A 25841-nucleotide genomic window follows, 5' to 3' on the forward strand; every position below is an offset into this window, starting at 1 on the left:
GGTATTTAATTTCTGCTTGGATAAATACCAGTAAGGGCAATGATGCAATTAAGTGTTAAAGAGGGTTGCATATTAATCACCGAGCTTGTGCCGCTAGTACTAACTGTTTCACTATCTAAAGTTACATTACTCGCTGAACTATCATAAACTTTCAAATTACTCCGCGTCCTTGCTAGAACATTACCGCTTGCACTCGAGGTTCTTGCCGACGATGTACTCGCTGTTAAATCATGGCTATGCTGCGGGACATGGGAGGCATTCAACGTTGCATTCTCTTGACCACTTTTTTGACCCAAGCTGTAATTTAATAGTCCAGGACTTGAGCCTTCATGGACAGGCGTTCTTCCTCGCATATCGGGTAATCCAAAAGTCGTTCTGCCGTCACCGCCATATGTGGTGCCTAGTATGGAAAATAAAGCATTGTTTTGAGCGATGGGAAGTAATTGCCCATCACACTTCGCCCAACCCCTTGGTGCAAAATTGAAAGCGACAAACCGAACTTCGCCTATTAATGGCGTATCAAGCGCAATAACCTTGGTAGACAATCCACTCAGAGTAATGAGCAAAGATGCAACTAAGGTACTTTTTAATGGAAGTTTCATAATAAGCTCCTATGATCTGCTAGGGTACAAGCCAGAAGTGGCTATAATGCAATTAAGTGTTATTGTGGGCTGGATGTTGTTGATAGGCTCAGGAGGAGTATTACCGGTCTCTGTAATACTACTACTGTCCATCGTTACTGTGGGTGAAGTGCCAGCTTTAAACATTCTCGCCTCAGCTATTGCGGCATCGCTTGGATTGTCGGAATCTGCAGCCCCTGCAGCAACTTTTAGCGAATGCGTGTGAGCTTGCATAGTTGCTATAGTTAGAGTGTTTTCTTCAACACCGGTTTTAAGACCTTGTGAGCGTGGTGTTAAACCAGGGCCGTTACCAGCATGCATTAAAGCTCGGCCTCGCATATCAGGGAGAGCAAATGTCGTTCTTCCGTCTCCACCATAAGTGGTACCTAAGAGCGAAAAAAGTGCCGAGTTTTCAGCAATCGACAACAGCTGGCCATCACAAAAAGCATAACCTCGTGGTGCGAAGTTGCCAGCAAAGTAGATCATTTCACCAAGATATGGTTCATCTGCAAAAGCTAAATTAGGTGTCGCCAAACCCGCTATGCAGCTAAACAGTATACAAAATAATTTTTTCATTTTTGAATCCTCTAAAAGTAATAAGCATGTTTAGTTTCGTGCAGGGAAAGTGCCAACCAAAGCAATGATACAGCGTGCAGTGATGCTAGGTTGTACATTGTCTATTTGTTGACTGCCACCCGCAGAGCCTATCGTGCTTGCATGCAGACTTTGATTTGGTGTCTCGCTGTTAAATATCTGGGCAGTAGCTAAAGAGCGATTTGTGGCTGTTGTTGTCGTTGCCGAATCACTCGAAACTCTCATGTCGTGATTATGTGCTGGTAATGCTGTCGATCTCTCGCTTCCCACCTTGGTTCCGATTGGTCGGTTCGACAGCCCCGGTCCATTGCCGTAATGCAATGCGATCCGTCCGCGCATATCAGGCAAGGCAAATGTAGTTCTACCATCTCCCCCATAAGTGGTGCCTAAGAGTGAAAAAAGTGACTGGTTTTGAGCAATTGGCAACAACTGACCATCACAAAAAGCATAACCTCGAGGTGGAAAATTCCCGGCAAAATAGCTTATTTCACCGAGTGTTGGTTCTGATCCTGCGTAGGCTTTCTCTAATGAAAGTAGGGGTGTAAATATTAGTGTAATGAGTGACAAGATATGTAGGTGTTTTTTCTTCATGACTTAGCCTTTTATTTGAAATAATTGAAACTAAATACAACAAGCACGGGCACAGTTGACCGTTATTTGTACAATCTGCATATATTAAGCCAAGAATTTAATGTTCTTTTTTTACATGGTGTTAACAAAGAAATTAAGATTGTAGCTTTGATAAGATTGTAGATTTGTAAAAAAACCTGACGCACACTGAGCAATGTCAGTCCTCAAATCTGCGACCGACCTTAACCGTCTGCTCAAGCCCCAATCTCAAAACCAGTGAATTATGCAATCTTGAATACAATGTCGAAAATGAACCTTTCACTTTAGGTTTTCACGATGATCTACTTACTCATTTGTCCAGAATTTCTGCCTTGAATGCGATTTCACGTACTTCCGTTATGGAATACAAAAACACGACTAAGAAGATTTAAGATATTGCAGCAGAATTGGGTCTGACGAGTATATTAGAGGGTGGCGTGCAGCGCTCTGGCAATCAAATCCGCTCAAACGTGCAATTGATTGACGCTAAAACCAATGAGCTCCTATAGGCAAAAATGGTGGCCTCTAAAGATACCCATGGCTGGTACTAGTTTGATCGTGACCCTTACTTTTTAGACATACAAATCAATAGCCCCGCTTCAGGAGCAACTTTCCCCTCACATAAATCGGGATAAATTGCGGCCATTCCTTGTAGTCCATCTATATTGGTCATCTTCAGCCACTCTCGACTTTTCGCAAACGAATGGGCTAAATATTTACCACTGTGTTTTTCAAAGCCTTCCATGCCCCACTCTTTTATGCGCTTTTGCAGTTGCGATGGCGCGAAGAAGAACTCACTACGTGATGTAATGAAATCTGGGCCCGTTTCCATCTCCTTCCAATGTGTCAAACCAACATTGGAACAAAACTTCATGTTGTCACCCAAATGTTTATGTAAATCATTTAGCACTTGACCATTGCCTGACATATCTACAATTAATGTGGGCTGCGTGGCATCAATTTCACTTATTTGTTGGTAAGTGAGCGTTTGCTGATACACGCCTAAGCTCTCAACCATCTTTACATTACGCTCACTGGTTAAGGCTACCTGTGCAGGTGCTTTCTCGTCGTTCTGAAGACCATATGCCAAGCCTGTACTGGTTTTACTCGATGCGCTTATCATCACGAGTTGTGTGGCGCCAAACCAGTCATTACTTTGAAAATAATCATAAAGTGCAAACGAAGTGACGTGCAGCGGATAAAGCAACATTCTCTCATCTTCAAAGGCTTTGTTATAACCAGGCTCCGCTTCAACTTTTCGATAAAGATTATAGGCAGTAGGTAAATCCGCTCTGTGCTTCGATGAATCAATCCACGCCACCGGACTTACGTTGCTAGGGTGCATTATTAAATGAGTCGCAGGCGGGAAGTAACCAAATAAACGCTCACCTACTGGCACTTCTGCATTACTTGATTTTACAACATCGGCATAACCCCAAACTGGCAGTACGCCCCAGTTTGCCAAATCAGCCTCACTTTCTTTGCTCGTTGCATGTGGCGGGAAGAATTGCCAGTAACCAATTTGATCGGCAACGACTGCATAGGTGATATTGTTCGCCGTTAGGGCAAACTTGTCTACTTTGACTAGTACTTGTCCGTCGTTAAGTTGCTGCTTACTGAGGTCGTTGTTTACAATTCTGCATTCTACATAGTTTTGTTTGCTAACTTGAAATTCGCTCATGTTGATTATCCTTTTTGAATTGCGACTACATATCCCGTTCAGGCTACTTAACTCACTACACTCACACTGTTTAGTTAACTTTAAAGAGTCGCTAACCGCCAGTTACTGGTGGGAAAAATGCAATTTCATCACCATCATTCACCGCAGTCGTCTCGCTGCTTAGAGTTTGATTCAAAGCAATTAATACATCTTCTTCAGCCAACAAGGTCCAAGGCTCACCTTGTTCAATGAGTTTATGCTTTATATCCGTTATTGTTTTTTCGCCCGCATATTCATACTCGATCTCATCAAAACCCAATTTTTCCCTAAGGCTCGCAAAAAACCGAATTCTAATCATCTCGTTGCCACTTACCTGATTTACCGCCTTCCTTAGTCATCACTTTGATGCTGCCGATGATCATATTTGGATCAGCAGCTTTACACATATCAAAAATGGTCAAGGCTGCCACTGACACGCCAGTTAAGGCTTCCATTTCAACGCCGGTATTGCCAAGCAATTTGCACTCACAACGTATATTAACTTTTGATTGTGCCTCATCAATATCGAAGTCGACTGCTACTTTTGAAAGCATGAGAGGATGACATAAAGGGATAAGTGAAGGACATTGCTTTGCGCCTTGAATACCAGCTATTCTTGCAGTTGCAAGCACGTCACCTTTAGCGACATTGTTGTCCTTAATTAGCGCTATTGTCGCAGGCGTCATTGATACAAATCCCGTCGCGACTGCGCGTCTGGTCGTTGGCGTTTTAGCACTGACATCAACCATGCTCGCTTGTCCACTTTGGTCGACGTGCGTTAGCTTACTTTCGTTTTCCAATTCGTTATTCATGGATCCTCTGGCAATAGATAGTTTGAAACATATTCGAAGGCGAATCTCAATGCTACCAATCCCCACCAAATAAGCAATTCAAATGGTGGCTAATAAGATGCTAGTAAGCCTAATTATTTCACTTCAACAGCATTTTTAATCACATTTTGAATGCGTTTAGCGCTGAGCATTGGCGAGCCATCTTGCTCTTGTTCAGCTGTTTTTATTAAGTTCACGATGCTTTGATTAACTGGCGCGCTTACACCATGCTGTTTGGCTAAACTAACGATTTCACCATTTAAGTAATCTATTTCAGTTTTGCGGTTTAACATTAGATCTTCGTACATAGACGAACGCGCTTGAGGGTCAATTTTTAAGGTTGCGCTCGCAACGCGTTTGAATAAGAAATTAGGCAGTGCGAGGATATACGGCATCAGACTGGGAATGACCTTACCCGTTCTAGCCGGTTTAATCCCTGCCACTCTCAATACGGCTAGAGCTTCTGCGATGACTTCTTTCATCACCAAGCGATAAGACCGGTTATTTAGTTGTTCCAACAAAGGCACACCAGAGAGCGCATTGACTGCATTATTTAGATTCATAATGAGCTTCCCCCATTGCACGCCTTCAATATTTTCATACAAATCCACAGGCAAGTTTGCGCGCTCGAATGCTAAGATCAAGTCTGCATGTTCGTCATTATTTGCTTCTATGGCTAAGTTACCCTCTGTGCCGCAGTGAAAGTGTCCCTCTCCGTTATTTAATACATTGAAGGGGACCATTGCTTTTATGACCTTATGATGAGGCAAATTAGATTTGAGAATCGCTGCGTTTTGCGTGCCGTTTTGAAAACTCAAGATCACCGCAGATGCTTTAGCATGTTCGCGGATTGATTTAGCTGCCGATTCAGTATCACCACTTTTTACAGTTAACAGTATATAGTCGGCATTACTAATGGCATTCATTGATAATGAAAATTGAATTTGCTCAATCGATCTTACGCTGTCACGGCCTCTCCAGTCTGTTACTCGAAGACCGTGTTCGATTATTTGATTGCGAATTCGCTCGCGCCCTATCAATGTGGTACTGAAACCTGCAGCATTAAGACAGGCACCAATGTAACAACCTATACTTCCTGCGCCTACAATCGCGATGTTTCCTTGCATTTATATATGACCCTTTTAGTTTTTATAATGTGAAAACGCGACATCGCAAGTTTGTAGATATAAAAACATTTTATTTTGAGCTTATTTAAATAAGTACTGTAACGCAAAATAATAAGCTAATTAATGTAATTCAGACTATATTATGTGATTATATAAACAACAGTTAACACTCATTAATCAGTTGTGTTAGCCGATAATATTAGAAGTTTAAGGCTTCATCGTGATATTCGATCTCACATCGGACACCTTTAATTTAGTAATATTGGAAAGTGACTTATAGTGGAAGATCCCGCAACCCTTTTAAAAAAAATGAACATATTAGTAGCTGATGATATGGACTCAATGCTGGGCTTAATAACGACTTGCCTAAGAGAATTGGGCGCTGAAAATATCTTCACTGCAACCAATGGTCAGAACGCATGGAAACTCCTAAATAGAAAAGCCATTGATTTAATTATATGCGATTGGGATATGCCAGAATTGACTGGGCTGCAACTATTAAATTTCGTTCGTGAATCGGATATGCACAAGCATATTCCGTTCTTATTGCTTACGGCCTCAACCGAAAAAGCAAGAGTCTTAGAGGCTGTGAAAGCGGGCGTTGACGATTATTTAGCTAAACCTTTCCAACCTAAAGAACTTGATTACCGAGTGATTAAATTACTTCGCAAAGTAGATTTAACTAAAGGTCATTAAGTCACTCATTGCTCATCATAGATCTAAAAATTCGTGTGCTTTTTTGAATTTCAAATAGAGTAAATCAATTCGTTTGAATTCTATACACGGGCAATACTCAAGGTTTTGGAAGATTTTAGAAAAACGACAAAGCAAGCAGCCGAAAATCGGTCGCTTGCTTTGTAATTTTTAAGTGGAAATTTTTGCTTAATACTCAAAGCTCTTTAACCACTCGTATTCTCTCAGCAGGGTATGCATGAACTTTTTCTTAATTTAAAGCAAAGTCTAGCTGTACTAATACATTTTGATAGCCTTGCTCAGACGGACTGTATTTCCATTGAGCTAAAGACTTTTTAGCTTCGCGGTCAAATACGCCTGAAGGGGTTGAATTTACGACACTTATGTTCGATGTAGCGCCAGTGGGCGTAACGTCAAATTTTAAAACCACATTACCACTAAGACCTTGTTCGACCGCCTGTTTTGGATAAACTGGTGCTACCCTTGATATAGGTGCAACATGGTCCGCTTTACTTTCTTCGTGTGGAGCTGATTTCGCAATCGCTAAAGTGCTAAGCATGCACGCTGCCGCCAATAACAAACCTCCTTTCGCAATTTTGGAATTAGCTCCAATGTGTTTAATGTTTGTAAGTCTTTGTAATATCATTTTTTTATCTCCGTAGTGTGAATAGGCCATTAGTGTTGTAGGCGAATTTGCCGTGCAACTTACTAAAGCTTTGCTGTATAAAATGTGTTGTTCGAAAGTCTTATTGCTAAGCACTCTTTCATCGCATGAAAGCTCTTGCAGACGACGAAAGCTGCCATAAGCAAGCCATGCAATTGGGTTAAACCAAAGTAAAACTGTAAGCAAAAGAAATAGAGTATTGCTTAAGTTATCTTTGCGCTGAATGTGGATAGATTCATGCTCTAATATTAGCTTCAGCGAAGATTCTGAGAAGTGCTTGTCGTAGTCTATAGGTAGTGCAAGTTTGTTATTGAAAAGCCCTATTACCATAGGCGTTTTAATCGAAGGACTAACAAATGTGCTAGTAATATTTTTCCCTTTGATTGACTCTTTAAGATCAATCGGACTTAAATCTAGGTCGCTTACAAAGCGCATATGCACTTTGAAAATGTACACGAGAAGCACGATGGCAACCGCAGAATATGCGTATACCCATTCCCAACTGGCTTCGGTCAAATAGTTACTATCTGGCGAAATTAGATAGTAAGAAATTTGATTACTTACTGAGGGTTTAAAACTGTCTGGTAAATTGCTCAGTAACACCGCAAGTGGAATTATAAAGACAAGTTTGTAAACGAAGCTTGGGCTAAGTGCTTTCAAGCAATATCTTTCCAACAAAACAATTGTCAGCAGTAATAAACTGAGTAGAAGTTGCTGCTCGATAAGCCATATGAAAAAAGTATCCAACATAATAGTTTCCTTATTTTTTCTGATTATTTTCCCAATCAGAAATTACTTTTTTTAGTTCGTTAATATCTTGTTGAGATAACTCTTCAGACTTTGCGAAACTGCTAACCAAGGGAGCAATCTGGCCGCTAAACAGTCGCTCGATAAAGTTTCGACTTTCTTTGAGGGTATAATCAGCACGCTCAATGGTTGGCGAATAGATATAGAGGCGACCTTGTTTAACGAAGCTAACCGCACCTTTCTTATGCAATCGGCTGAGCAATGTTTTTATCGTTTTTTCATGCCACTGCTTGTCATCACTTATACGCTCTATTATTTCGCTAGCACTCGCGGGGTAATTTGCCCAAAGTGCATCAAGTACTTCAAATTCTGCTTTAGAAAGTTCTATCAATTCTGTTCGCCTACAAATGTAATCTTTAAGTTTAGATTACGCTTGTAATCGATAAATGCAAGCTTTTTTTTGGTTTCTTATACACATGGACTTACATAAATTTATTTAAATCATTAGCAAACCTTTAGGCGCCTAGCTAGTCTAGGTATTACTTCGAATATTAATTATCAGAATTTTGCAAAAAGCAGGGATGTTTATGAAAATCAAAACAATACTATTTATCACCGCCTTAACATTTAGCCTTAGCGCCTGTATGAGCATGCCGTTTAGTACTATGTACAAAATGAGCCAATTCTCCCCTCTCGATATAAAGCCGCATGAATTGAGGGTAGCTATTCGCACCGATGAAGCGATTTCTATTCAAAATGGCGCTGTAAAAGTGAGTTTGAATGCGAAAAGTGAGGGCATGCAATTGCCAGATGGTACTTTCCAAACTAGTAACGATGAATTTGGGCCATTTGATATAAACTTGAACATGAATGTTCAAATATCCTCTGAGACTGAAACTAGCCTTCCGCCTTTTTTGCTTGAGGGGATAGAAGATAAAGAACGCGTAACCGTATTGAGCCTTTCTGATGAAGACGCGCAATCAATGGCTGACACCTTGGCACTTATCCGCTTGTACAAAGCGCAAGGTTTAAAACCCCATGGAGGGTTCGGCATATCAACACAAGCTCAGTGCTTTGGTGATTTTTCTGCGTTTGAAGAGCTTGAAGTCGATATCTTTATTCAAGTTGATAAGCAAGAAGGCTATATTATGTTCTTGGAAGATATAGATATTATTGAGGAAGCTAATGATCGAGAAGTTGATTTATTAACGCCGAATAAATGTGAATAAGCAAGTTTGCAGGCCTTGAGACAAATCACTTACTTTTTAATAGACCTGTGGCTTTGTCGTCAAATTAGCGAGCAATAAAGATAGCCTCGCCAATTCGGTATCATCACTTTGGAAAACTAACATCAAAGCCAAGTGTCAGCGCCTAGATGTTAGTTCAATCACACAACGGTAGGTTAAAACACAAAGTCAAAGTGAATACCGATATTACGACCAATTTCCGGTACTTTTTCTCCAACACCAATATCAGCATTAGCCACTCGATTAACGCCACCGAGGTGTTGGGCATAAAATTTGTCAGTAAGGTTTTCAATAACAAGGCTTAGATTCATCGCTTCATTTAGCTCATAATCAAGGGCAAAATTGAGCACACCATAACCGGCTGTCGGACGCTCGTTTTGTAAGCTAGACACTTCATCTTGCTTCGCTGCAGCAACAAGGGATAAGGTCGCATCAATTCTATCGTATTGCCAACTGACGTTAACATTCCCACTGAATGGAGCTATGCGATACAAAGGTAGTTTTTCGCCGTTAATCGCTTCAGTCAAATTACCATCTATCCATTGCGCACTTGTGCTGATTTGCCAATGTTTATCGATTTCGTAAGAGGTGTAAATGTCTAAGCCATATATTCGTGCACCCAAGTTGTTCCATTGCAAAGGACCTTGCGCGCCCATCATCATTGCAATCATGTTTGCAGCGCTATTAGTAGAAGGGGTGCCGATAATGTAATCGTCAATTTTTTGATAGAAAACACTTCCCATCACACTGAGTCCAACTTCTTGATATTGAATGCCGATATCCACTTTCTTGGCTGACTCTTTTTTCAGTTCTAAATTACCAATATAGTTTCTACCGTCCGCTAGTCCGGCTGATACACCTAAAGGGAACCACGAATAAACTTCACTGTAGGTCGGTGCTCTTTCTTTTTGTCCCAGTGAAAAGGTAATATCAGTCTGCTCAGTAAGTGGCATTTGCGTTTTCAATACAATATCAATTAACTGATAATCGAGCTCTCTTTCTGCATTATTAAAGCCCATGACCAGAGCCGCTACATTTGGATTCATCATTGCCATGTTTGAACCAACTTCATCTGCATTCAAAGAAACTTCACTTGCACGAAATCCAATTTGCCAAGGCATATCTTTCTTTTCTTTTAAACTGAAATTACCATCATATTCGAGATAAGCACTCAATAGATCTCGTTCAATATCATTGAAATTCTGGATGAAAAACATGGCGTTGTTTGGATTGGTGATCCGTGAATTATGAACTTGTTGATAATAACTTGCGCCAACACGCCAACCACCTTCAATTCTCAAGGTTTTGCCATTCTGCCCAAACTGAATGAGATCTATGTCAAAGCCTTGTGCTTCGCTATCGACACTATTCAACCTCTGCATTGCTGGCATAGGAGCCGAGCGCAACTCGTAGTTATTCATGTCGTGCTCATTCTGGTTGCCATATAGTTTTAATTTTGCTTGCCAATTATTATCGAACTCGCGATCGACCGCTAGTTTGTACCAAAGAGAATCAACGTAAATAATATCCATCGCCAATGCTGGCGTCCCTGACTCGTCGGTGTTTCTGTAAGCTACCAGGGCGTTAATTGCTGTATCATCGGTAAAGTAACCAGCGCCTAGCTTGAAGCCAGTTCTATCGTAAAAGGTCGACGGAACTTCATCACCACTGCCACTTTCATAGTTATTAGCCCTTTGCAACTGACCTTGCACTGAAACGTAGGCATTATCTGTGGCTGAAAGCACCTCCGCATTCACGTTCTTTGCCTCATTGTTAACGAAGTAAGTAGCAGATAATGCGGCCGTCGATTCCCATTGGTCTTGTGTATTTAGGGTCGGTTTATTATTTCGAATAACTAAGGCGCCGCCCAAACTCTCAGCCCCAACAGATACTGGGGCCACGCCTTGATACAAAATAACTTCTTGTTGTGTGCCAAGGACATGAGATAAGGGGCTATCCATCGCGTTTGGACCAGCTCCAGCAATATCAATATCATCAACTTTGACTTTCACTCTGTCACCAAAAAGTCCGCGATATTGAACAATGCCACTGACTAAGCCATTGCCATTTACTGACACACCCGGTAACTGACTCAGTTGGGCACGTAAATCAGGTGAGCTGCTATCTTCAAAGTCTATTTTCGACTCAAGCAAGCCACTATTAATCTGACCAAGAACTTCAATTCTTTCAATATGCGATTCGTCAGCAACAGCACTTGGTATAATTGCGCCTAAGGCGATATAAATCGCTAGTGAAACGGCGGAAGGTGTGTGATGGCCCATAACGCGGCCATTATTTTGTGTGTGGTTTAACATTTTTTATTCTCTAAGCCTTGTCTCAAAAGTGTTTGAGACAACAAATAAACGATCACAGTAAAACAGCTACTGTGACACTCTAATAACAGGAGTAATTTTTAACTTAGAGAATGAGGTGGTGCTCTGGCTAAATTGACAGATTGGATGCTTGTGCAAAAGCGACAAACAAGGGTGTAAAGAATTTGTTCATGACCTGCTAATACCACACTTAAGGTATAGGTGTTTTCTAAGGTATTTGGCAGATCAGAAAGTTGCGCAAGCACACAGGAGGCTTCATGCAAGTTTTCCGGCGCGGCTTCAGGTGCTTCAACTTCAACAAGCTCACCGCTCGTGAAATATTCTTCGGCGGATATCCACTTTACACTTTTACCGGTACAGATAGCTAAGACGTCGTCGCTCGCTAATGACTGCATAGCGGACATTGCAGTTGAGCTGGATGCTAAACCGAGTCCTTGGTTAAACGCCAAACTGATGAGAAGGATAAACCTTAGCAACAGTGACGAATGTGTGGAATTCTTTTGCATAGAACTATTGAACAGAATAAATCGGATAAAGACAAGGGCTTTTGAATTGATTTTTTAAATTCAACCTCTTTCCCCAACTTTTTTTACTGCAATACATAGGTAAGCAATTAGTAATACGGGAAACAATAAAGCAGAGCCAAATGATAGAATTAAGACCGTTAGATAAGCACCGTCCGCTGATGTTTTCTGGCTCGGATTTATGCCGGCCATTATTTCAAAAGTCGCATGTTCCAAATTCAGCAAACTCAATGTCACTATAATCAGCGTTATAGGTAATAGACTGGCAACTATAATGACTGCGCCTGATAGTCTGGCCATAGATTTAAGAAAATAAACATAGAGTGCAACACGCCAAAGTGCCACGATGGCCAAAAACCATACATTGATCGTGGCTGATGTATCCATGCTTAAAAACTTCTCTACCGGAATGGCATATAAAATCGCAGGCGGCGAAGTGAGAGTGACAAAAAGTAACACATTTTTGTACGTCCAACCATTAGGCTTAAATGGCAATAATAGAACAAAGATAATAGCTGCAAGGAGAAGCACATACATCAATGAACCCAAACCTAGATACTGCCACCAGTAAGCATTCGGGTGGTCCCAATAGCGTCCTAAACCCGCAATCCACGTGCATAAAAAACCTAGCTTCAGCAGCATAGTTGAGTGCTGCTGAATGAAGCGCCCATTCGCTCTGAATGTGAGAAAATTATACGTTTCTTTAAATAGGGCTTTAATCAAATTTGAGTTTCTCGTTAATGAGCTAATGGTTTTTCAAAAGATCTTTTAAGGTCTTTTGAGATTCCTCATTGTGACCCGTAAGACGCAATGCACTTGTGATGTTTTCTTTTGCTAATTCAACTTCATCAACGGCTAAGTAGACTTTAGCTGCGGCAAGCCTTGACCAATATTGATTGGGTGCGTAATTAAGCATTGCAGCCACAACATCCAATGCCGCTTCTTTACTTTCGTAAATAGCGGCATGATTCGCTAAAGCTACATAACTAGGAAGATATTCAGCTACTTGCAAGCTGCTTTCTAAATGCTGTTTTACTTTATTATTGAGCGATAGTGCCCTTTCCGAGTCGTTAGCATTTTCTGCTCTTTCTTCCATCGACATAAACGATAAAGCAATATTATGATGCACTGCATGGTTTAGGTCAGCACGAGTTTTTAGCTTATTAATAATTGCCAAGCTAGCATCATCGTTACTTTGCTTAGCAAAATGCAATGCTTGAACGGATAACGCAAAGCTGTCACCGCTGGCAGCCGCTTCTGTTAGATACTGACGCCCTAAGCTATTTTTATCACTCCAGCCAAAAGCTGGAGCTAATGCAGACTTTATCTGTGTTGAACTTAATCGAGTAATTATCGACGATACATCTACTTCAGGAATAGGCAGGGCCACTCCTTCTTTAGAACCTGTGCGAGCATATTTCTTGATTTCTCTTTGCAAGTCACGCATGGAAATATCAAAACTTTCAGCGTATGCATCATCAAAATCTGCTCCTTGGCTTTGCAGCTCTAATAGCTTCATGCTATTGGCATAGCGGCTGGGAAAACCATTTCTAGCACCTAAGGTAAAATAGTGAGTGGTTAACCAAGCAGATGGATAGAAAGTGCGTTTAAACCTAGAGTTTTTATCAAAAAGTGAGCGAGTTCCTAGGACATCTTTGAGTTTTAAAAGGCCAACCCTTGATAGTGCTTCTGCTCGGTCAGAATGTAACTTGCCAATGTAAACGAAGTCATCCTCAATCAACATAGTTGCAAAGAAATCGGCAATACCTTCGTTGTACCAAGGCGCAATTGCAATAGGCGAGTTAGTATTTAATAGGTAATGAACATACTCATGGTATAAGACTTCTAAGTTAACTTCATGATCAAAGGGCTTCACAAACATCTGTGGCCCATAAACGCTGTTATAAAAGTAACCACCATTACCTGCCGCGTATTGCAGGTTTTTCCACATATTTTCAGTTCTAAATAAGAAAATCTTAACTGGCAAGAGGTTTTGCTTCGTGTCGCTTTTCAGAAGATTGATTGTTACCGCTCTAAAAATCTCAAATTTCTCGAGAGTTTCAATAGCTATGTCGTCATCATAATCGGTGTACAACTCCATGTTTGCCGATTTCACTAATTTCCAGTCATCAAGTTCATCGGCGAATACGGAGCCCGCAAGCAGAAATTGGAAAAACAGGATAAGAAGGCCAGAATTGAAATAAATCGCGGGGTTTCTTGTTGCAAGGTTGGTTAATTTCATTAATTCATTCCATGAATAGTTGATTCGTCAAAGAGTCTGCCTATTTTTGTGTTTCACTTCAAGTTAATTTCTGTGCAGAACATAGTTATTAGGGCTCAATATCAATAATTCGCTTACTTAATACTTTTGCCCATTCCTTATAAATATCCTCTCCCGGATGGAAACCATCTTTTGCCATCGCGCTTTTGTCTAAGTTGAAGGTTAAGGGTTCGTAGCTTTTATTTGCGCAAGTTGCTATGTGACTGAATTGCAGTTTATCAAATGCTTTTGCTCTGCTTCCGATTACCCATCGCAGTGGCTGCGGCAATAATGGAAATTTGTGCATTGGCGGCATACCACTCACAATAATGTGCTTAGTATTGAAGGTTTCAAAGCAATGTTTGTGCAGCTTTTGTTGAGCTGCCAACCAATCTTTAGAAGTTTGTAGTGACGTAACGTCATTGACACCTAAACTCGTTATGATGATGTCAAAACTATGCTCTAGCTTTTCATCGTTTAGCATTGAAATCATATCTTTCGTTTGTGCACCAGTCTTCGCAATCAAAGCCCAATGCAAGTCAAAATGCTGCTTCAGGTGTTTAATTAATTGCCCCAGTAAAGCCTGTTCTTGATGGCAGACACCCACGCCGGCCGCAGCAGAATCACCTAATATCAATATGGAAAGTTTCGGTTTTGATAAATTTTGCGCGATGCCACAACGTTCACCATCAGCTTCAGGCAAAATCAACGCCCGCTTTCTTAAGTGTTTCCCTTGTGCAATCAACAAAGGGAACGCTAATAATGCCACCAGTTTGTACAACATAGATTTAATTCATGACTCCGACTCGTTACTTGGCCAACTATCACGATCAGTCCAAGATAAGAATTGTTTAAGAAACAAAATGTAAGCAAACACGCAGACTATGGTGCTTTTAAAGTGATTTTTAGCGGTTCAAGAATTCGTCAATTGTTTCTGCGATGCGATCCTGTAATTGCTCTTCAAACTCGTCGAGGTTTTTGCCAAGCGCGTTCAGATAAAGAGCTGCTTGTTGCTCGCTTAAACCTTTGCCATTTATCCGGTATTCAGTTTCTGGCAGTAATTTATCGTATCGGGGAATCAGCTTACATTGCACGAAATCCTCGTCCAATTCAGCAAATAGGTTTTGAGCATGCGCACAAAAAGCTTCTATATGTGCTGCGCCGTCAGGGCCTAAACAGCCGGGTTCAACGCGAAATGTGAGCGTTAATTTTTGCTTTGCATCCATAGGCAAGTCTCGGTTCATAGTTCGTCCATATAACGCCTTTGCAGAGCTAGACTAGGCGAGCTCTAAATTATCCTAAACATTACAGCTAAATTACTGTATATCACACTTTGGTTTATTGAAAGACCTTGCAACATAATCATGAATGTTTGTTTGATCGCGCACTGAAGTTAACATTTCTTTATAACACAGGAATGAACTCTCTAACTTCTGCATAATTAAGCTTGATTGCTCCACATTTTTATTAAGCATGAAGAATAATTCAACTTCACCGACAATGGTCGACTTAAAATCCGCTGGATTATTGTTGCCAAGACTAAACTCGCTAGACGTTTTATAGAGCAAAGCGTAGTCTCCTCTTTTTAACTTCAATCCTTCGATAGCACGGTTATGATTGTCCACATTAAAGGTATTAGCAGCTATCTCTTCAAATTTACCTCGTAAGCCGCCATATGTGTAACCACTTAACAGTACCAAGTCCTTTCCTTTCAATTCTTCAATCGAATTGACAGCCTCTGTCTCTTCTAAATGCACAATCAGTAATTGGACTTTAGAGACAGGAAAGGTGCTTGTTATAAAACCCTCTTTGTTGTCTATCAAAGATTTCATACCAATGGCAAAATTGATTTTCTTTTGATTAAGGTTGAAAATGGCTCTGGCATTTGGGAATTGCATGGGTTCATGAGCGATGCCGCTGAGCTTGCTAACTGCCGTCATCATTTCAGCTAACTCACCTTTTGTTTTACCTTCTTCATCTTGGTATGCCAAAGGTGGCATGTACACAAATCCCCACTGAAGCACAAATGATTCAGGTACGCTGGGCTCGTGCTTTCCGTTTAAGCACAAAGCTGATGTTGTCGTAAGTACGAAAGTAATTAAAACCAGCAACAATTTATGCAAACTTAACTCCGCTTTAAGTTAACTCAAATTTAAAAGAAACGAATGTGTCGAAGATCTTAAGCTCAACTTTATAGCATGTTCATCGGTAGATAAAGCTGTCAAAAAGACTTCAAACATCTATTTGCAGATCCTAGAATCCCGACTAGCTTTGGAGCGCTCATTTTATGAGTATAGCAAGAACATTAGTTTATGAGATAAAAAAGCCCACAAATGTGGGCTATATCTGAACTTAAATTTTATCAGTTACTTAGGTAGAATCACTGAATCAATTACGTGAATGACACCATTACTAGTTTTGATATCAGTAGCGGTTACTTTAGCACCGTCGACATAGACCACACCATCTTTAACTTCAATACTGATTGATTGGCCTTGCACTGTTTTAGCACTAGTCAACTTAACAACATCTGCCGCCATTACTTTACCAGCAACAACATGGTAGGTAAGTACATTGCTCAGTGCTGCTTTGTCCGCTAACAGGCTATTCAATGTTGCTTCCGGTACCTTTGCGAAAGCTGCATCGGTCGGCGCAAATACCGTAAATGGACCCTTGCCCTTCAACGTTTCAACAAGATCTGCTGCTTTTACTGCGGTTACCAAAGTATTAAAATCACCAGCGGCAACAGCGGTATCAACGATGTCTTTCTTCATTCCGTGATGCCCTGCTGCTGCTGTGAAAGATAATGCTAAAGTAAAAAAACTAGCTGAGAGTACTTTAAATAACTTATTCATATAATATTGCCTCGTAGTATTTAAATTAAAGATTTCACTCGATGGTGCTTCATGAGTTAACTCAAGTGAATGGTGATTTCTACGGCCTTATTGAAATTAAGATCTCGAAAAGAATAAATCTGCTAATCTTAATAGGGATTGTGCTTTGGATTGTTGCCCATAGAATAGAGCTAGGAAGAACCTAGGAAGCATGATCGAATTAAGCAAGGCACTCGTAAGTTAGAGTGATTATTAATAGTAATGCTAAGGAGGCAAAATGAACGAATTACAAAAGGTTTTATATACTGCTAAAACGCACACCACTGGAGGTCGTGACGGTGGTTCAGCGAAGTCAGATGATGATAAATTGTCAGTGAAATTAAGCGCACCAAAGTCTTTGGGAGGCAATGATGGCCCGGGCACAAACCCAGAACAATTGTTTGCTGCTGGCTACTCAGCCTGTTTCATCGGTGCCTTAAAAGCAGTCGCTGGCCCTCAGAAAATTGAACTACCTGAAGACTCTTATGTCGATGCAAGTGTTACTATTGGCCCCATTGAACAAGGTTTTGGCATTGAGGCAGAGTTGAATATTTCACTAGGTGACATGGACAAAAAGCAAGCGCAAGAGCTAGTAGATAAAGCTCACGAAGTATGTCCATACTCGAATGCGACTCGGGGCAACATCAAAGTCACTCTGAATGTGATTTAGAAAATAGCTTTTATTTAACGCGGCTCCTCGACTCCGCACTGAGCGAAGAGCCGTCTATTCATACCCAGCCACACTCATACCTAGCCACACTCGTACCCAGCTAGATTAGTGCAAAAGAAGGATTTAATGTAAAAGCAGTATTCCAGTTTCTATCTGGACAACTTCATGTCTTTAGCAAATCGTATTAGCTGAATTTATTCGCAAAGACTTCCGCAAAAAACGCTGGTGACGCAGCATCCATGTTGAAGTACAAACTTGGCTCAATTAATTCCACCTCAATAATCATCAACACGTCATCAAGCGACACAATATCAATTCGTGCATACAATGATTCATTTGGCAGAGCGTTTATAGTTTGCTGTGCTAAAGCCAACATTTCTGGCGTTGGCACTATTTTGCTTAGTTGCCCGCCATGCTCTTCTTGAACACGAAAGTCACCTTTTGCAGGCTGCTTGCAAATTGTGTGACTGTATTGAGAATCAAAATAAAATAATGAGTATTCCCCCTGCTCAACAATACTTTTTAGGAATGGTTGGATCATTGCAGAGCGATCTACATATTCTGCGAGTATTGAGGGTAAGTGTTTAGCAACTGAAGCTGGAGTAATTCGATAGGTAAAGTCGGCGTTGGCACTAACATACGGCTTAATGACTATTTCATCACACTCAAATTTCTCAAAGGCTTGAGGAAAATGATGTTCTTGAAGCTTTTCAGCCCAAAGCGTTGGAATAATCGGCACACCTTTATCTTCGAGTTCTTTTAAGTATGTTTTAGAGATATTCCATTCTATTAACGACATTGAGTTACAAAGCGTAGCTGATGAGTTCTCAATTTCTTGTAGGCAAGCTAGAAATTCTTCACAATGCGCCTGATAATCCCAAGTGCTGCGAACAACAACCACGTCATATTCATCCCAATTATGATTTTTTGCGTGCCAAGAAACTTCAGAATAAGCCCAACCCAACTGTTTCAGCGGGGCCTCAAGCATTTGATCATAAACAAAAAAGTCTTCGAGTTTGTCAGTAGTTAAGATAGCTACTTTGCGCATTTGATTCCTTGTTTACATTGGATTCGTGTTGCGATTTGTATTGATTAATTTGAGGTAAACTGCGCTGCATGCCCAAGTTTGCATCACTTTGCTGTGAACCAAATAGAACGGCGACAATGATAATAGTTGCGCCTGCAAAGCTTAACCACATATTGCGTTTGAAATGCATAAAGTTCCCTTTTATTTTCAGACCATATTCCGTATATGTCTGTGAGCTAGTTTGTTAGGTTTGTATGTTGCGATTTTTCTTTTTTTAAATAATAAACATACTTCACGTGCAAGGATACCAAAAATCCCAATGAAAGCACTAAAATAGTAATGTTTGATTTACAACAAATACGAATATAGAAAAGTAAGTCATAGCAACGCTAGCTTAGTTGCTATGACTTATTTGGCCTTATTGGGAATAGAAGTTAACCCTAGGACCTAATTGAATACTTCGCTTAGCATTACAATTCGTCCTTTCTAAATTGAGAATTGACGAATAATTGTATTGATGGTGTCCTTGGCATCTCCAAAGATCATGCGTGCATTGTCTTTAAAGAAAAGTGGATTTTCAACACCCGCAAAACCGGAAGCCATTCCTCGCTTCAGAATGAAAACATTCTTGGCTAAGTCAGCATTGATAACTGGCATTCCATAAATTGGGCTTCCTTCCATCTCTCTTGCGGCGGGATTAACAACATCATTTGCACCAATTACAATCGCTACGTCAAAAGTTTCCATTCGCGCATTCACGTCGTCCATTTCTAAGAGCAATTCGTAAGAAACATCAGCTTCGGCTAACAATACATTCATATGTCCTGGCATACGACCTGCTACTGGGTGAATCCCATAGACAACTTCTGCGCCATTCTCTTCAAGTAATACCTGAAGCTCTTTCATTGCATGCTGAGCTTGCGCAACAGCCATACCATACCCAGGAATGACCACCACAGATTGAGCCGCTTCTAATACGTAATATGCATCTTCAGCAGGCAAGGGCTTAACTTCGCCCTCAATTTTCATCTCAGTGGTTTTTACTGCTTGGAAGCCAGAGAACAAGACGTTAGTGAGTGAGCGATTCATCGCTTTGCACATGACACTCGTTAATATGATGCCACTTGCACCAACCAATGCACCGGCCACAATCAATAAGTTGTTATCGATTGCTAAACCCGCGGCACAGGCAGCTAAGCCTGAATAACTGTTCAGAAGAGAGATAACAACGGGCATGTCAGCGCCGCCAATTGGAATGACTAGCATTACCCCTAGCACGACACATAAGCCCACGAATGCATAAAGATAAAGCCCGCTAATTGCGACAGTAGGAGACAACACGAACAGCGTTCCAAACGTGACAATAGCGATAACAATAAAGCCATTTACTATTGCTTGCCCTTTAAAAACTGTCGAACCGCTGCTTACCAACTTCGCCACTTTGCCACTGAGTTTTGCCCAAGCAATAACACTTCCCGAAAAAGTAATACCACCAATTGCGATGGCCAACAGAACAATGATTAGCAAATGACTTGAAATGGCTGCATCTGTTTCAACCATAGCCAATGCCACAAGCAAGCTAGCCAAACCACCGACACCATTTAGAAGAGATACCAACTCAGGCATTTCTGTTAATTGCACTTTTTTAGCAATGAAGGCACCGACCGCACTACCTGCAAGTATAGCCGCGAGTATCCATTCATAGGCAAGTATGTTCTGATCAATGAGAGTGACACAAATAGCAACTAGCATGCCCAGAGCAGAAAGCATGTTTCCGCGTCTTGCGGTTAAAGGATGGCTGAGTAATTTCAGCCCTAAAATAAATAGCGCAGCACTGAGTACATATACCGCGTTGATGATAAATTCTGTATTCAACATAGTGATCCCTTACTTACTTTTGAACATGGCAAGCATACGGTCTGTAACCATATAGCCGCCAACCACGTTAATCGTTGCAAGGAATACTGAAACAGTGCCAAGAATTTGCGCTAGTAGTAGGTTCTCATTACCTGAATACGCTATTGCCCCTATCAAAGTAATACCTGAAACGGCGTTTGCACCGGACATTAAAGGTGTGTGCAAGGTTGCAGGTACTTTTCGAATGAGTTCAAAGCCTAAGAATATCGCCAACATTAAGATCATTGAAAGATATATAAATGACATTACGCTTTCTCCTCTGTTAATAGCGCTTTGATTGTAGGATTAATCAACTCTCCAGCATGAGTGATAAGCGCGGTTTGCAGAATATCGTCCTCTAAATTAAGCTGAATAGTTTTGTTTTCGCTATCCCAGAATTCAAGCAAAAGTGCCTGTAAATTGTTTGCATACATTTGGCTTGCGTCTAGTGCAACTTCGCTCGCCCAGTTCCCTGTGCCAATGACGTTAACACCCTCTACATTCGCAATGCTGCCAGCTACACTACCTTCCACATTGCCACCATTTTCTGCTGCCATATCAACAATGACACTACCCGGTTTCATCTTCGCAATAACGTCTTTTTTAATAAGTAATGGCGGCTTTCTGCCGAATAGTTGTGCCGTGGTGATCACGACATCAGAGTCCGCAATACAAGCTGCTTGAGCTTGTTGTTGAATTTCGATTTGTTCTGGTGTGAGTGCTTTCGCGTAACCTTGTTCGGTTTGTCCGGTTTCACCAATATCAATTGCTAAGAATTTTGCACCGAGCGAGCGAACCTGCTCAGCAACCACTTCTCGTGTGTCATAGGCGGTTACTGAGGCACCAAGTCGTTTGGCTGTCGCTATCGCTTGTAAGCCAGCGACACCAGCGCCAATCACGAAAACTTTCGCTGGTTTCAATGTACCGGCAGGCGTCATCATCATTGGGAATACGCGAGGCAACGTTGACATGGCTTTAGCAACCATGACATATCCGGCGAGGCTGGCTTGTGAACTTAATGCGTCCATTTTCTGACAGCGGCTACTGCGTGGTATCATCTCAACGCTTAAGGCTGAGCGCCCCGTTTTTTGTAGCCATTTAATATGGTCGTGTGCATTGAAAGGGTCTAAAAAACTAATGCAACAGACGCTCGTTTTAGTCTTCTCTAAATCCGCCTTTGTTAAAGGATGGATGGACATTACAAAATCCGCTTTTGCGAGTAATGCTTCTCGATCAGCCTCAACAGTTGCGCCCGCTTCTGCATAATCTGAATCTTGAATATTTACCGTTTCTCCAATTCCCGATTCAATTAAGATCGTGGCGCCAAGCTTAGTATAAGCTTTCACATTTATTGGAAGTAAACTGCACCGACGTTCATTCTCTACCTGCTCTCTGACAAACACTATAGTGCTCATTTCGCCTCCTTCTTTGGCTGGCTCAGATTGTTAAAATACGTTTCTTAGGGCGTAAAAATACCGCCTATATTCTGCGTAGGTTTTTCTGTCGGTTTTATGGTTATCTTCTAGAGATATTATTATTATTTTTTGTTGCTCATCTCTCTACGCGCGAATATGCAGTAGAAAAGTGGCTTAGAGTAGGCATTCTCTGCGAAAGAGAAGCATCCCTTTTTGTTATAAGCGTTTCTTGTAATCGTTCCAGAACTGATCAAACAAATCTTTAGGCATAATAGCGCCAGGTGTCTCGATTACTTTGCTGGCAGCTGAACTTGCAGCAAGCGCCGAGCTACGAATATCTTTACCCGATGCGCGTGCACCTAGATATACGCCATTGAATGCGTCACCAGCCGACGTAGTATCAACAACATTGTCATTAGCTACTACTGGAATGCTTTCGCGGCCAGACTCAGTGATTATATGAACGGTCTGTTCACCTTGTTTCATCACTAATTCGGAAGGTTTAAACTGCAAGCAAAATTGGATGCATTCTTCCACATCGTTCATGCCATAAAGCTTGTCGAAATCATCAACACCTGGCAACAGCCAATCAGCTATTTGAAATGCTTTTTCGATATTAGCTTTGGCAATATCAGCGTTTTCCCAAAGTTGGGGACGATAATTGGGATCGAATGCAATACTCACGCCCGCAGATTGCAATTCTTCGAGCAACAACCAAAAGGCTTCGCGCTCTTCTTGCAACAGAATAGCGATCGAGATGCCGGAAAAGAAAAACAGTCGCGCTTGTTTAAGTAGTTGCTTTTGCTCATCACTTAAAGCCGTGACCATGCGTTTAGCCGCCGAATCACTGCGCCAGTATATAAAGGAACGTTCGCCGTGCTCATCAGTTACCACCATATAGGCGCCTAAATGATGAGTATCAATGGATGCTAAGCAGTTGGTGCCTACCGACTCGCCAGCTAAACGCTCAAGTAATTGATCGCTCAGGGAGTCTTGTCCAATACAGGACATGAATTGAACATCTTGTTGTGGGAAAGCACGCTTTAAGTAAACACTGGAATTATACAAATCGCCCGCAAAGGATTTACGGATTGTATCGGGGTCTTTGTTAACTAACTCCAGCATGCACTCGCCAGCAAAAACCAAACTTCCTGTTGGATTAGATTCTTGCGCTGAAGCTAACTTTTTATTTTTAAACACCATGGATGCCTACTCTACTTACCCAATACAATTTGTATTTTCTAATTAAAAATCTCGAAACTGATCACGATCAATCTCTACCTTGATTTGTCTCGTGCTTCGGCATTCATTAGTTAAACATGAATGTTACGCGAGAAAGTCTTCTCTGCATGGACTAAACACGTCAATCAAAACGCCTGCTTTGAGGCATATTGCACCGTGCTCTGCGTTAGGCTCAACATAAAAGCAATCGCCCGCCTTTAAAATTTCTTTTTCGCCGTCAACCATCACCTCAAACTCGCCGCTTTCAACATAGCTTACTTGTGAGTGAAAATGCGTATGCACATATCCAATGGCGTTGGTTTCAAACCAGACTTTGGCCATTAAAATTTGTTGGTTAAGGCCCATTAACTGACGTTTTATACCGTCGCCTAAATCTTCAATCGGATGCGTTGCGCCAAATATAAACGTCTTACTTTGGTTCATAAAATATCCTCACAAGTATGCAATTTTAAAACCCCAATAACTTATCTTATTTGATGGTCTTAAGTCCTGTTTTACCAGACTAACACATACTAATACAGTTCGTTTTATTCAGTGGGCGTCGCTGAATATTTATTTCACGGCAATATATAACCAATATGAGCAGTTATTGTCAACCATTTTAAAGAATAGGTTATTACCAATTTGAATTTTATTGGTAATATCACGCAAAAGATGTATGATTTATGTTAATTACTGCGATATTTTATAAACTTTACAACAATTAAGTGGTTTTAAATACGTCCGTTTGAGTTAAAATATCGGGTCATAATAGTAAAATCCTAAAGTGGGTTAAAACAGAAACTCTTGCGTTCGCGTAGGTAGAGGTAAACCAATGAAAAACCGCCGCATGTTCTGGCAGATTGTCGAAAAAATTGAAGCACTAATTGATTCGGGTATGTATCCACCAGGAAGTCGCTTGCCTCCTGAGCGCGAGCTCGCTGAAACCTTTAAAGTAAGCCGCCCAACAATACGAGAAGCGATCATTGCACTTGAAGTTAGAGGGCGTGTTGAAGTGAAAACTAGCTCTGGCGTGTATGTGCTAGAAAACCCGGCAAAACGAACATCTGAGCGTAAAGTCAGTGCATTTGAGTTAACTCAAGCAAGAGCCCTAGTAGAGGGTGAGGCAGCAGCATTAGCCGCGGTTACTATTACTGAAGACGAACTAGTTGAATTAGATAAAACCCTCATTGCGATGGAAAAAGGTGTTGAGCCCGAGAAAGCCGATCGTGAGTTCCATCTTATTATATCCAAAGCGACGCGCAATAATGCGGTACTCATCGCTGTAGAAAAATTTTGGGAACTTCGTGACTCAGAACCTGAAATCATCAACGCATATAAAAATGTTTGTGATCGCAGCGACAAAGATCGCTTAGACGAGCACAGAAATATTTACCTAGCCTTACAAAAACGTGATTCGTCTGAAGCTCGCGCAGCGATGCATTTGCACTTCAATCGTCTCATTAATACTTTGTTCGCGATAAGTGAAGCGAAGGCACTAGAGGAAGTTAGAAAGCAATCGAATCAAACGCGTGATTTGTATTCACTAAATCACTTGGTTGGCTAAAAATAAATTAACTAGTTAAATTTGAAATGGGCTCTTAATTGAGCCCTTTTAGTTGGAGCCTTCTTTTACTAATAAATTGTTCTCTCTGGTTACGCGTTGCTCAACCTTTGTTTGCATCATTTCCAATCCACCCAACTCATTTAACAGTGGATCAACACTGGCTTTTTCGCTGTCACTGTAACTTCCGTATAAATCAAGAATACGCTGCAACTTCCAATGACTAAACGATCTCACTGCGCATTTTTCGCTGATATCGCCAATTTGAATAGTGTGTTCACCAAGCATTCTGGGGAGCTTTTTCTTTTCAGGATTTTCTTTCATCCACGCTTGGCTGCGCGCTAAGGTGGTTATTTGTAAAGGCCAAAACTCAACAAACTGACGCTTTAATAGCGCAAACAAGGTATCAGGTATTTCATCATCTGCCAGCCACTCACCACAAGCAGCGCTGGTTTGATTCATTCGCTCTACCCACTTCGATACATTAGGCGCTATCTGCTTCATTAATCTACCCGAAGCTGGATCACGATATAGATGCGCGTAAAGCGGGCCCATAAGACCAAAATCGCCAGTACTTGGACGGCCACCAAGTAAATACTCATGCTTAGCAAAATGTTTATCTAATATTGGCAGCACATGATGCTCATACCAATCCTCAATGGCGGGAATACTGTTTGGCGTTATTCCTAACATTGGAACAAAACCTTTGAATTTCGCGCCTAGTTTTTTACCTACAAAACGACGAATAAAGGCGGGCATATTCGGTAAGGCTATTTCGCCAAACTCTTCATAAATAAAGGGGAAGTTGTCATGGTTCCAGCGATAATGCATTGCGGCAAGAAGCAAGCATTCATCACCCCACATTTCCAGAATGGCTGAAATGAGTTTTTGTTTAGGTGTATTTGGTATAACTGAGCGTTCTTTGAATTCAAGCTCTAAGACATCCATGATTGCAGAAGTATCTTGCAAATACTCATCTTGCGGTGTCTTTAATACAGGGATAAATTGAACCCCTGTTTTTGGAATAATAATATCCTTATAGACTTTTCGTGAGGAAAAAACCTCCTCATATGGAATTTGCTTATATCGCAAATATGAACGTAGCTTGCCCGTATAAAGCGACAGTTGGGCGCCATAAAGCGTGTACTTATTTGCCATTGTTTCGATTCCTTTAGCCTATTCGTATTTTTGTTGCTAATAAACAAACATACCATAACACTGCGAAATC

The 25841-nt window shown here is 41.1% G+C and carries 29 protein-coding genes; 4 read left to right on the forward strand and 25 right to left on the reverse strand.

Annotation, left to right across the window (positions count from 1 at the left end; translation table 11 throughout):
- Positions 1–5 precede the first annotated feature (5 nt).
- From ACKLNX_RS12455 to ACKLNX_RS12485, 7 genes are all read right to left on the reverse strand, one after another.
- Positions 6–602, reverse strand: a complete 597-nt coding sequence (locus ACKLNX_RS12455; protein WP_412972584.1) for a phage tail protein — start codon at positions 600–602, stop codon at positions 6–8.
- Between the two features lie 9 nt (positions 603–611).
- Positions 612–1196: a phage tail protein gene (locus ACKLNX_RS12460; RefSeq protein WP_412972585.1), complete on the reverse strand. Its 585-nt coding sequence runs from the start codon at positions 1194–1196 to the stop codon at positions 612–614.
- Positions 1197–1226: 30 nt separating this feature from the next.
- On the reverse strand, positions 1227–1805 hold the full coding sequence (locus ACKLNX_RS12465) for a phage tail protein (RefSeq protein WP_412972586.1): 579 nt from the start codon (positions 1803–1805) through the stop codon (positions 1227–1229).
- A gap of 583 nt (positions 1806–2388) precedes the next feature.
- On the reverse strand, positions 2389–3504 hold the full coding sequence (locus tag ACKLNX_RS12470; RefSeq protein ID WP_412972587.1) for a DUF2855 family protein: 1116 nt from the start codon (positions 3502–3504) through the stop codon (positions 2389–2391).
- A 91-nt stretch (positions 3505–3595) separates the two neighbouring features.
- Entirely contained in the window at positions 3596–3841 is a 246-nt protein-coding gene (gene moaD / locus ACKLNX_RS12475; RefSeq protein WP_412972588.1) for a molybdopterin converting factor subunit 1, read from the reverse strand.
- Entirely contained in the window at positions 3834–4334 is a 501-nt protein-coding gene (gene moaC, locus ACKLNX_RS12480; protein ID WP_412972589.1) for a cyclic pyranopterin monophosphate synthase MoaC, read from the reverse strand. The genes moaD and moaC overlap by 8 nt, the downstream gene beginning before the upstream one ends.
- Positions 4335–4447: 113 nt before the next feature.
- Complete coding sequence (locus ACKLNX_RS12485; protein WP_412972590.1) at positions 4448–5479, reverse strand: 2-dehydropantoate 2-reductase; 1032 nt, start codon at positions 5477–5479, stop codon at positions 4448–4450.
- A 279-nt stretch (positions 5480–5758) separates the two neighbouring features.
- On the opposite strand from ACKLNX_RS12485, the gene ACKLNX_RS12490 reads away from it, so the two are divergent.
- A complete protein-coding gene (locus ACKLNX_RS12490) occupies positions 5759–6175 on the forward strand; it encodes a response regulator (protein WP_412972591.1) in 417 nt (138 codons plus the stop codon).
- 247 nt (positions 6176–6422) lie between these two features.
- On the opposite strand, the gene ACKLNX_RS12495 is transcribed toward ACKLNX_RS12490, so the two are convergent.
- Both ACKLNX_RS12495 and ACKLNX_RS12500 read right to left on the reverse strand, forming a co-directional pair.
- Complete coding sequence (locus ACKLNX_RS12495; protein ID WP_412972706.1) at positions 6423–7589, reverse strand: TonB family protein; 1167 nt, start codon at positions 7587–7589, stop codon at positions 6423–6425.
- Between the two features lie 7 nt (positions 7590–7596).
- Positions 7597–7974, reverse strand: coding sequence for a BlaI/MecI/CopY family transcriptional regulator (locus tag ACKLNX_RS12500; RefSeq protein WP_411692498.1), 378 nt, complete (start codon positions 7972–7974; stop codon positions 7597–7599).
- A gap of 196 nt (positions 7975–8170) precedes the next feature.
- On the opposite strand from ACKLNX_RS12500, the gene ACKLNX_RS12505 reads away from it, so the two are divergent.
- Positions 8171–8812, forward strand: coding sequence for a hypothetical protein (locus ACKLNX_RS12505; RefSeq protein WP_412972592.1), 642 nt, complete (start codon positions 8171–8173; stop codon positions 8810–8812).
- A 173-nt stretch (positions 8813–8985) separates the two neighbouring features.
- Here ACKLNX_RS12505 and ACKLNX_RS12510 read toward each other — a convergent pair whose 3' ends face one another.
- The 8 genes from ACKLNX_RS12510 to ACKLNX_RS12545 all read right to left on the reverse strand — a co-directional run bounded on the left by ACKLNX_RS12510 (position 8986) and on the right by ACKLNX_RS12545 (position 16802).
- Positions 8986–11145: a TonB-dependent receptor gene (locus ACKLNX_RS12510; protein ID WP_412972593.1), complete on the reverse strand. Its 2160-nt coding sequence runs from the start codon at positions 11143–11145 to the stop codon at positions 8986–8988.
- Positions 11146–11243: 98 nt separating this feature from the next.
- Positions 11244–11669, reverse strand: coding sequence for a hypothetical protein (locus ACKLNX_RS12515; protein WP_412972594.1), 426 nt, complete (start codon positions 11667–11669; stop codon positions 11244–11246).
- Positions 11670–11729: 60 nt separating this feature from the next.
- Complete coding sequence (locus tag ACKLNX_RS12520) at positions 11730–12329, reverse strand: hypothetical protein (RefSeq protein ID WP_412972595.1); 600 nt, start codon at positions 12327–12329, stop codon at positions 11730–11732.
- 103 nt (positions 12330–12432) lie between these two features.
- The gene (locus tag ACKLNX_RS12525) at positions 12433–13929 is read right to left on the reverse strand and encodes a hypothetical protein (protein WP_412972596.1); all 1497 of its coding nucleotides are present in this window, start codon (positions 13927–13929) and stop codon (positions 12433–12435) included.
- A gap of 88 nt (positions 13930–14017) precedes the next feature.
- A complete protein-coding gene (locus ACKLNX_RS12530; protein ID WP_412972597.1) occupies positions 14018–14731 on the reverse strand; it encodes an SGNH/GDSL hydrolase family protein in 714 nt (237 codons plus the stop codon).
- A 121-nt stretch (positions 14732–14852) separates the two neighbouring features.
- On the reverse strand, positions 14853–15191 hold the full coding sequence (locus tag ACKLNX_RS12535) for a hypothetical protein (RefSeq protein WP_411692492.1): 339 nt from the start codon (positions 15189–15191) through the stop codon (positions 14853–14855).
- A gap of 72 nt (positions 15192–15263) precedes the next feature.
- The gene (locus ACKLNX_RS12540; RefSeq protein ID WP_411692491.1) at positions 15264–16070 is read right to left on the reverse strand and encodes a hypothetical protein; all 807 of its coding nucleotides are present in this window, start codon (positions 16068–16070) and stop codon (positions 15264–15266) included.
- A 243-nt stretch (positions 16071–16313) separates the two neighbouring features.
- Entirely contained in the window at positions 16314–16802 is a 489-nt protein-coding gene (locus ACKLNX_RS12545) for a fasciclin domain-containing protein (RefSeq protein WP_411692490.1), read from the reverse strand.
- Positions 16803–17058: 256 nt separating this feature from the next.
- On the opposite strand from ACKLNX_RS12545, the gene ACKLNX_RS12550 reads away from it, so the two are divergent.
- The gene (locus ACKLNX_RS12550) at positions 17059–17490 is read left to right on the forward strand and encodes an organic hydroperoxide resistance protein (RefSeq protein WP_411692489.1); all 432 of its coding nucleotides are present in this window, start codon (positions 17059–17061) and stop codon (positions 17488–17490) included.
- Positions 17491–17674: 184 nt separating this feature from the next.
- Here ACKLNX_RS12550 and ACKLNX_RS12555 read toward each other — a convergent pair whose 3' ends face one another.
- From ACKLNX_RS12555 to ACKLNX_RS12585, 7 genes are all read right to left on the reverse strand, one after another.
- Positions 17675–18538 carry an ATP-grasp domain-containing protein gene (locus ACKLNX_RS12555; RefSeq protein ID WP_412972598.1) on the reverse strand — a complete coding sequence of 288 codons (864 nt, stop codon included), beginning with the start codon at positions 18536–18538 and terminating at the stop codon, positions 17675–17677.
- Positions 18510–18707 (reverse strand): hypothetical protein, encoded by a 198-nt coding sequence (locus ACKLNX_RS12560; RefSeq protein ID WP_411692487.1) that lies wholly within the window; start codon positions 18705–18707, stop codon positions 18510–18512. The genes ACKLNX_RS12555 and ACKLNX_RS12560 overlap by 29 nt, the downstream gene beginning before the upstream one ends.
- Before the next feature lie 296 nt (positions 18708–19003).
- Positions 19004–20395 (reverse strand): NAD(P)(+) transhydrogenase (Re/Si-specific) subunit beta, encoded by a 1392-nt coding sequence (locus ACKLNX_RS12565; protein ID WP_412972599.1) that lies wholly within the window; start codon positions 20393–20395, stop codon positions 19004–19006.
- 9 nt (positions 20396–20404) lie between these two features.
- The gene (locus tag ACKLNX_RS12570; RefSeq protein ID WP_411692485.1) at positions 20405–20680 is read right to left on the reverse strand and encodes an NAD(P) transhydrogenase subunit alpha; all 276 of its coding nucleotides are present in this window, start codon (positions 20678–20680) and stop codon (positions 20405–20407) included.
- Entirely contained in the window at positions 20680–21828 is a 1149-nt protein-coding gene (locus ACKLNX_RS12575; RefSeq protein WP_412972600.1) for an NAD(P) transhydrogenase subunit alpha, read from the reverse strand. The genes ACKLNX_RS12570 and ACKLNX_RS12575 overlap by 1 nt, the downstream gene beginning before the upstream one ends.
- A 216-nt stretch (positions 21829–22044) precedes the next feature.
- Positions 22045–23028: a sugar kinase gene (locus tag ACKLNX_RS12580; protein ID WP_412972601.1), complete on the reverse strand. Its 984-nt coding sequence runs from the start codon at positions 23026–23028 to the stop codon at positions 22045–22047.
- A 126-nt stretch (positions 23029–23154) separates the two neighbouring features.
- Positions 23155–23493 (reverse strand): cupin domain-containing protein, encoded by a 339-nt coding sequence (locus ACKLNX_RS12585; RefSeq protein WP_411692482.1) that lies wholly within the window; start codon positions 23491–23493, stop codon positions 23155–23157.
- Positions 23494–23884: 391 nt separating this feature from the next.
- Between ACKLNX_RS12585 and ACKLNX_RS12590 the strand changes: the two genes are divergently transcribed.
- Positions 23885–24616, forward strand: coding sequence for a FadR/GntR family transcriptional regulator (locus tag ACKLNX_RS12590; protein ID WP_412972602.1), 732 nt, complete (start codon positions 23885–23887; stop codon positions 24614–24616).
- 48 nt (positions 24617–24664) lie between these two features.
- Here the strand turns inward: ACKLNX_RS12590 and ACKLNX_RS12595 are convergent, their stop codons facing one another.
- Positions 24665–25771: a glutathione S-transferase family protein gene (locus ACKLNX_RS12595; protein WP_412972603.1), complete on the reverse strand. Its 1107-nt coding sequence runs from the start codon at positions 25769–25771 to the stop codon at positions 24665–24667.
- Positions 25772–25841: the final 70 nt, after the last annotated feature.

Origin of the sequence: Glaciecola sp. MF2-115 (assembly GCF_047250385.1) — a bacterium.
GTDB lineage: Bacteria > Pseudomonadota > Gammaproteobacteria > Enterobacterales > Alteromonadaceae > Glaciecola.

Coding starts and splice junctions, on each gene's coding strand:
- ACKLNX_RS12485 (WP_412972590.1), bottom strand. CDS start 5,479: ATGCAAGGAAACATCGCGATTGTAGGCGCAGGAAGTATAGGTTGTTAC.
- ACKLNX_RS12535 (WP_411692492.1), bottom strand. CDS start 15,191: ATGAACCGAGACTTGCCTATGGATGCAAAGCAAAAATTAACGCTCACA.
- ACKLNX_RS12460 (WP_412972585.1), bottom strand. CDS start 1,196: ATGAAAAAATTATTTTGTATACTGTTTAGCTGCATAGCGGGTTTGGCG.
- ACKLNX_RS12470 (WP_412972587.1), bottom strand. CDS start 3,504: ATGAGCGAATTTCAAGTTAGCAAACAAAACTATGTAGAATGCAGAATT.
- ACKLNX_RS12520 (WP_412972595.1), bottom strand. CDS start 12,329: ATGCTGCTGAAGCTAGGTTTTTTATGCACGTGGATTGCGGGTTTAGGA.
- ACKLNX_RS12550 (WP_411692489.1), top strand. CDS start 17,059: ATGAACGAATTACAAAAGGTTTTATATACTGCTAAAACGCACACCACT.
- ACKLNX_RS12510 (WP_412972593.1), bottom strand. CDS start 11,145: ATGTTAAACCACACACAAAATAATGGCCGCGTTATGGGCCATCACACA.
- moaD (WP_412972588.1), bottom strand. CDS start 3,841: ATGATTAGAATTCGGTTTTTTGCGAGCCTTAGGGAAAAATTGGGTTTT.
- ACKLNX_RS12530 (WP_412972597.1), bottom strand. CDS start 14,731: ATGTTGTACAAACTGGTGGCATTATTAGCGTTCCCTTTGTTGATTGCA.
- ACKLNX_RS12455 (WP_412972584.1), bottom strand. CDS start 602: ATGAAACTTCCATTAAAAAGTACCTTAGTTGCATCTTTGCTCATTACT.
- moaC (WP_412972589.1), bottom strand. CDS start 4,334: ATGAATAACGAATTGGAAAACGAAAGTAAGCTAACGCACGTCGACCAA.
- ACKLNX_RS12465 (WP_412972586.1), bottom strand. CDS start 1,805: ATGAAGAAAAAACACCTACATATCTTGTCACTCATTACACTAATATTT.
- ACKLNX_RS12525 (WP_412972596.1), bottom strand. CDS start 13,929: ATGAAATTAACCAACCTTGCAACAAGAAACCCCGCGATTTATTTCAAT.
- ACKLNX_RS12575 (WP_412972600.1), bottom strand. CDS start 21,828: ATGAGCACTATAGTGTTTGTCAGAGAGCAGGTAGAGAATGAACGTCGG.
- ACKLNX_RS12545 (WP_411692490.1), bottom strand. CDS start 16,802: ATGAATAAGTTATTTAAAGTACTCTCAGCTAGTTTTTTTACTTTAGCA.
- ACKLNX_RS12570 (WP_411692485.1), bottom strand. CDS start 20,680: ATGTCATTTATATATCTTTCAATGATCTTAATGTTGGCGATATTCTTA.
- ACKLNX_RS12590 (WP_412972602.1), top strand. CDS start 23,885: ATGAAAAACCGCCGCATGTTCTGGCAGATTGTCGAAAAAATTGAAGCA.
- ACKLNX_RS12565 (WP_412972599.1), bottom strand. CDS start 20,395: ATGTTGAATACAGAATTTATCATCAACGCGGTATATGTACTCAGTGCT.
- ACKLNX_RS12585 (WP_411692482.1), bottom strand. CDS start 23,493: ATGAACCAAAGTAAGACGTTTATATTTGGCGCAACGCATCCGATTGAA.
- ACKLNX_RS12505 (WP_412972592.1), top strand. CDS start 8,171: ATGAAAATCAAAACAATACTATTTATCACCGCCTTAACATTTAGCCTT.
- ACKLNX_RS12560 (WP_411692487.1), bottom strand. CDS start 18,707: ATGCATTTCAAACGCAATATGTGGTTAAGCTTTGCAGGCGCAACTATT.
- ACKLNX_RS12595 (WP_412972603.1), bottom strand. CDS start 25,771: ATGGCAAATAAGTACACGCTTTATGGCGCCCAACTGTCGCTTTATACG.
- ACKLNX_RS12515 (WP_412972594.1), bottom strand. CDS start 11,669: ATGCAAAAGAATTCCACACATTCGTCACTGTTGCTAAGGTTTATCCTT.
- ACKLNX_RS12555 (WP_412972598.1), bottom strand. CDS start 18,538: ATGCGCAAAGTAGCTATCTTAACTACTGACAAACTCGAAGACTTTTTT.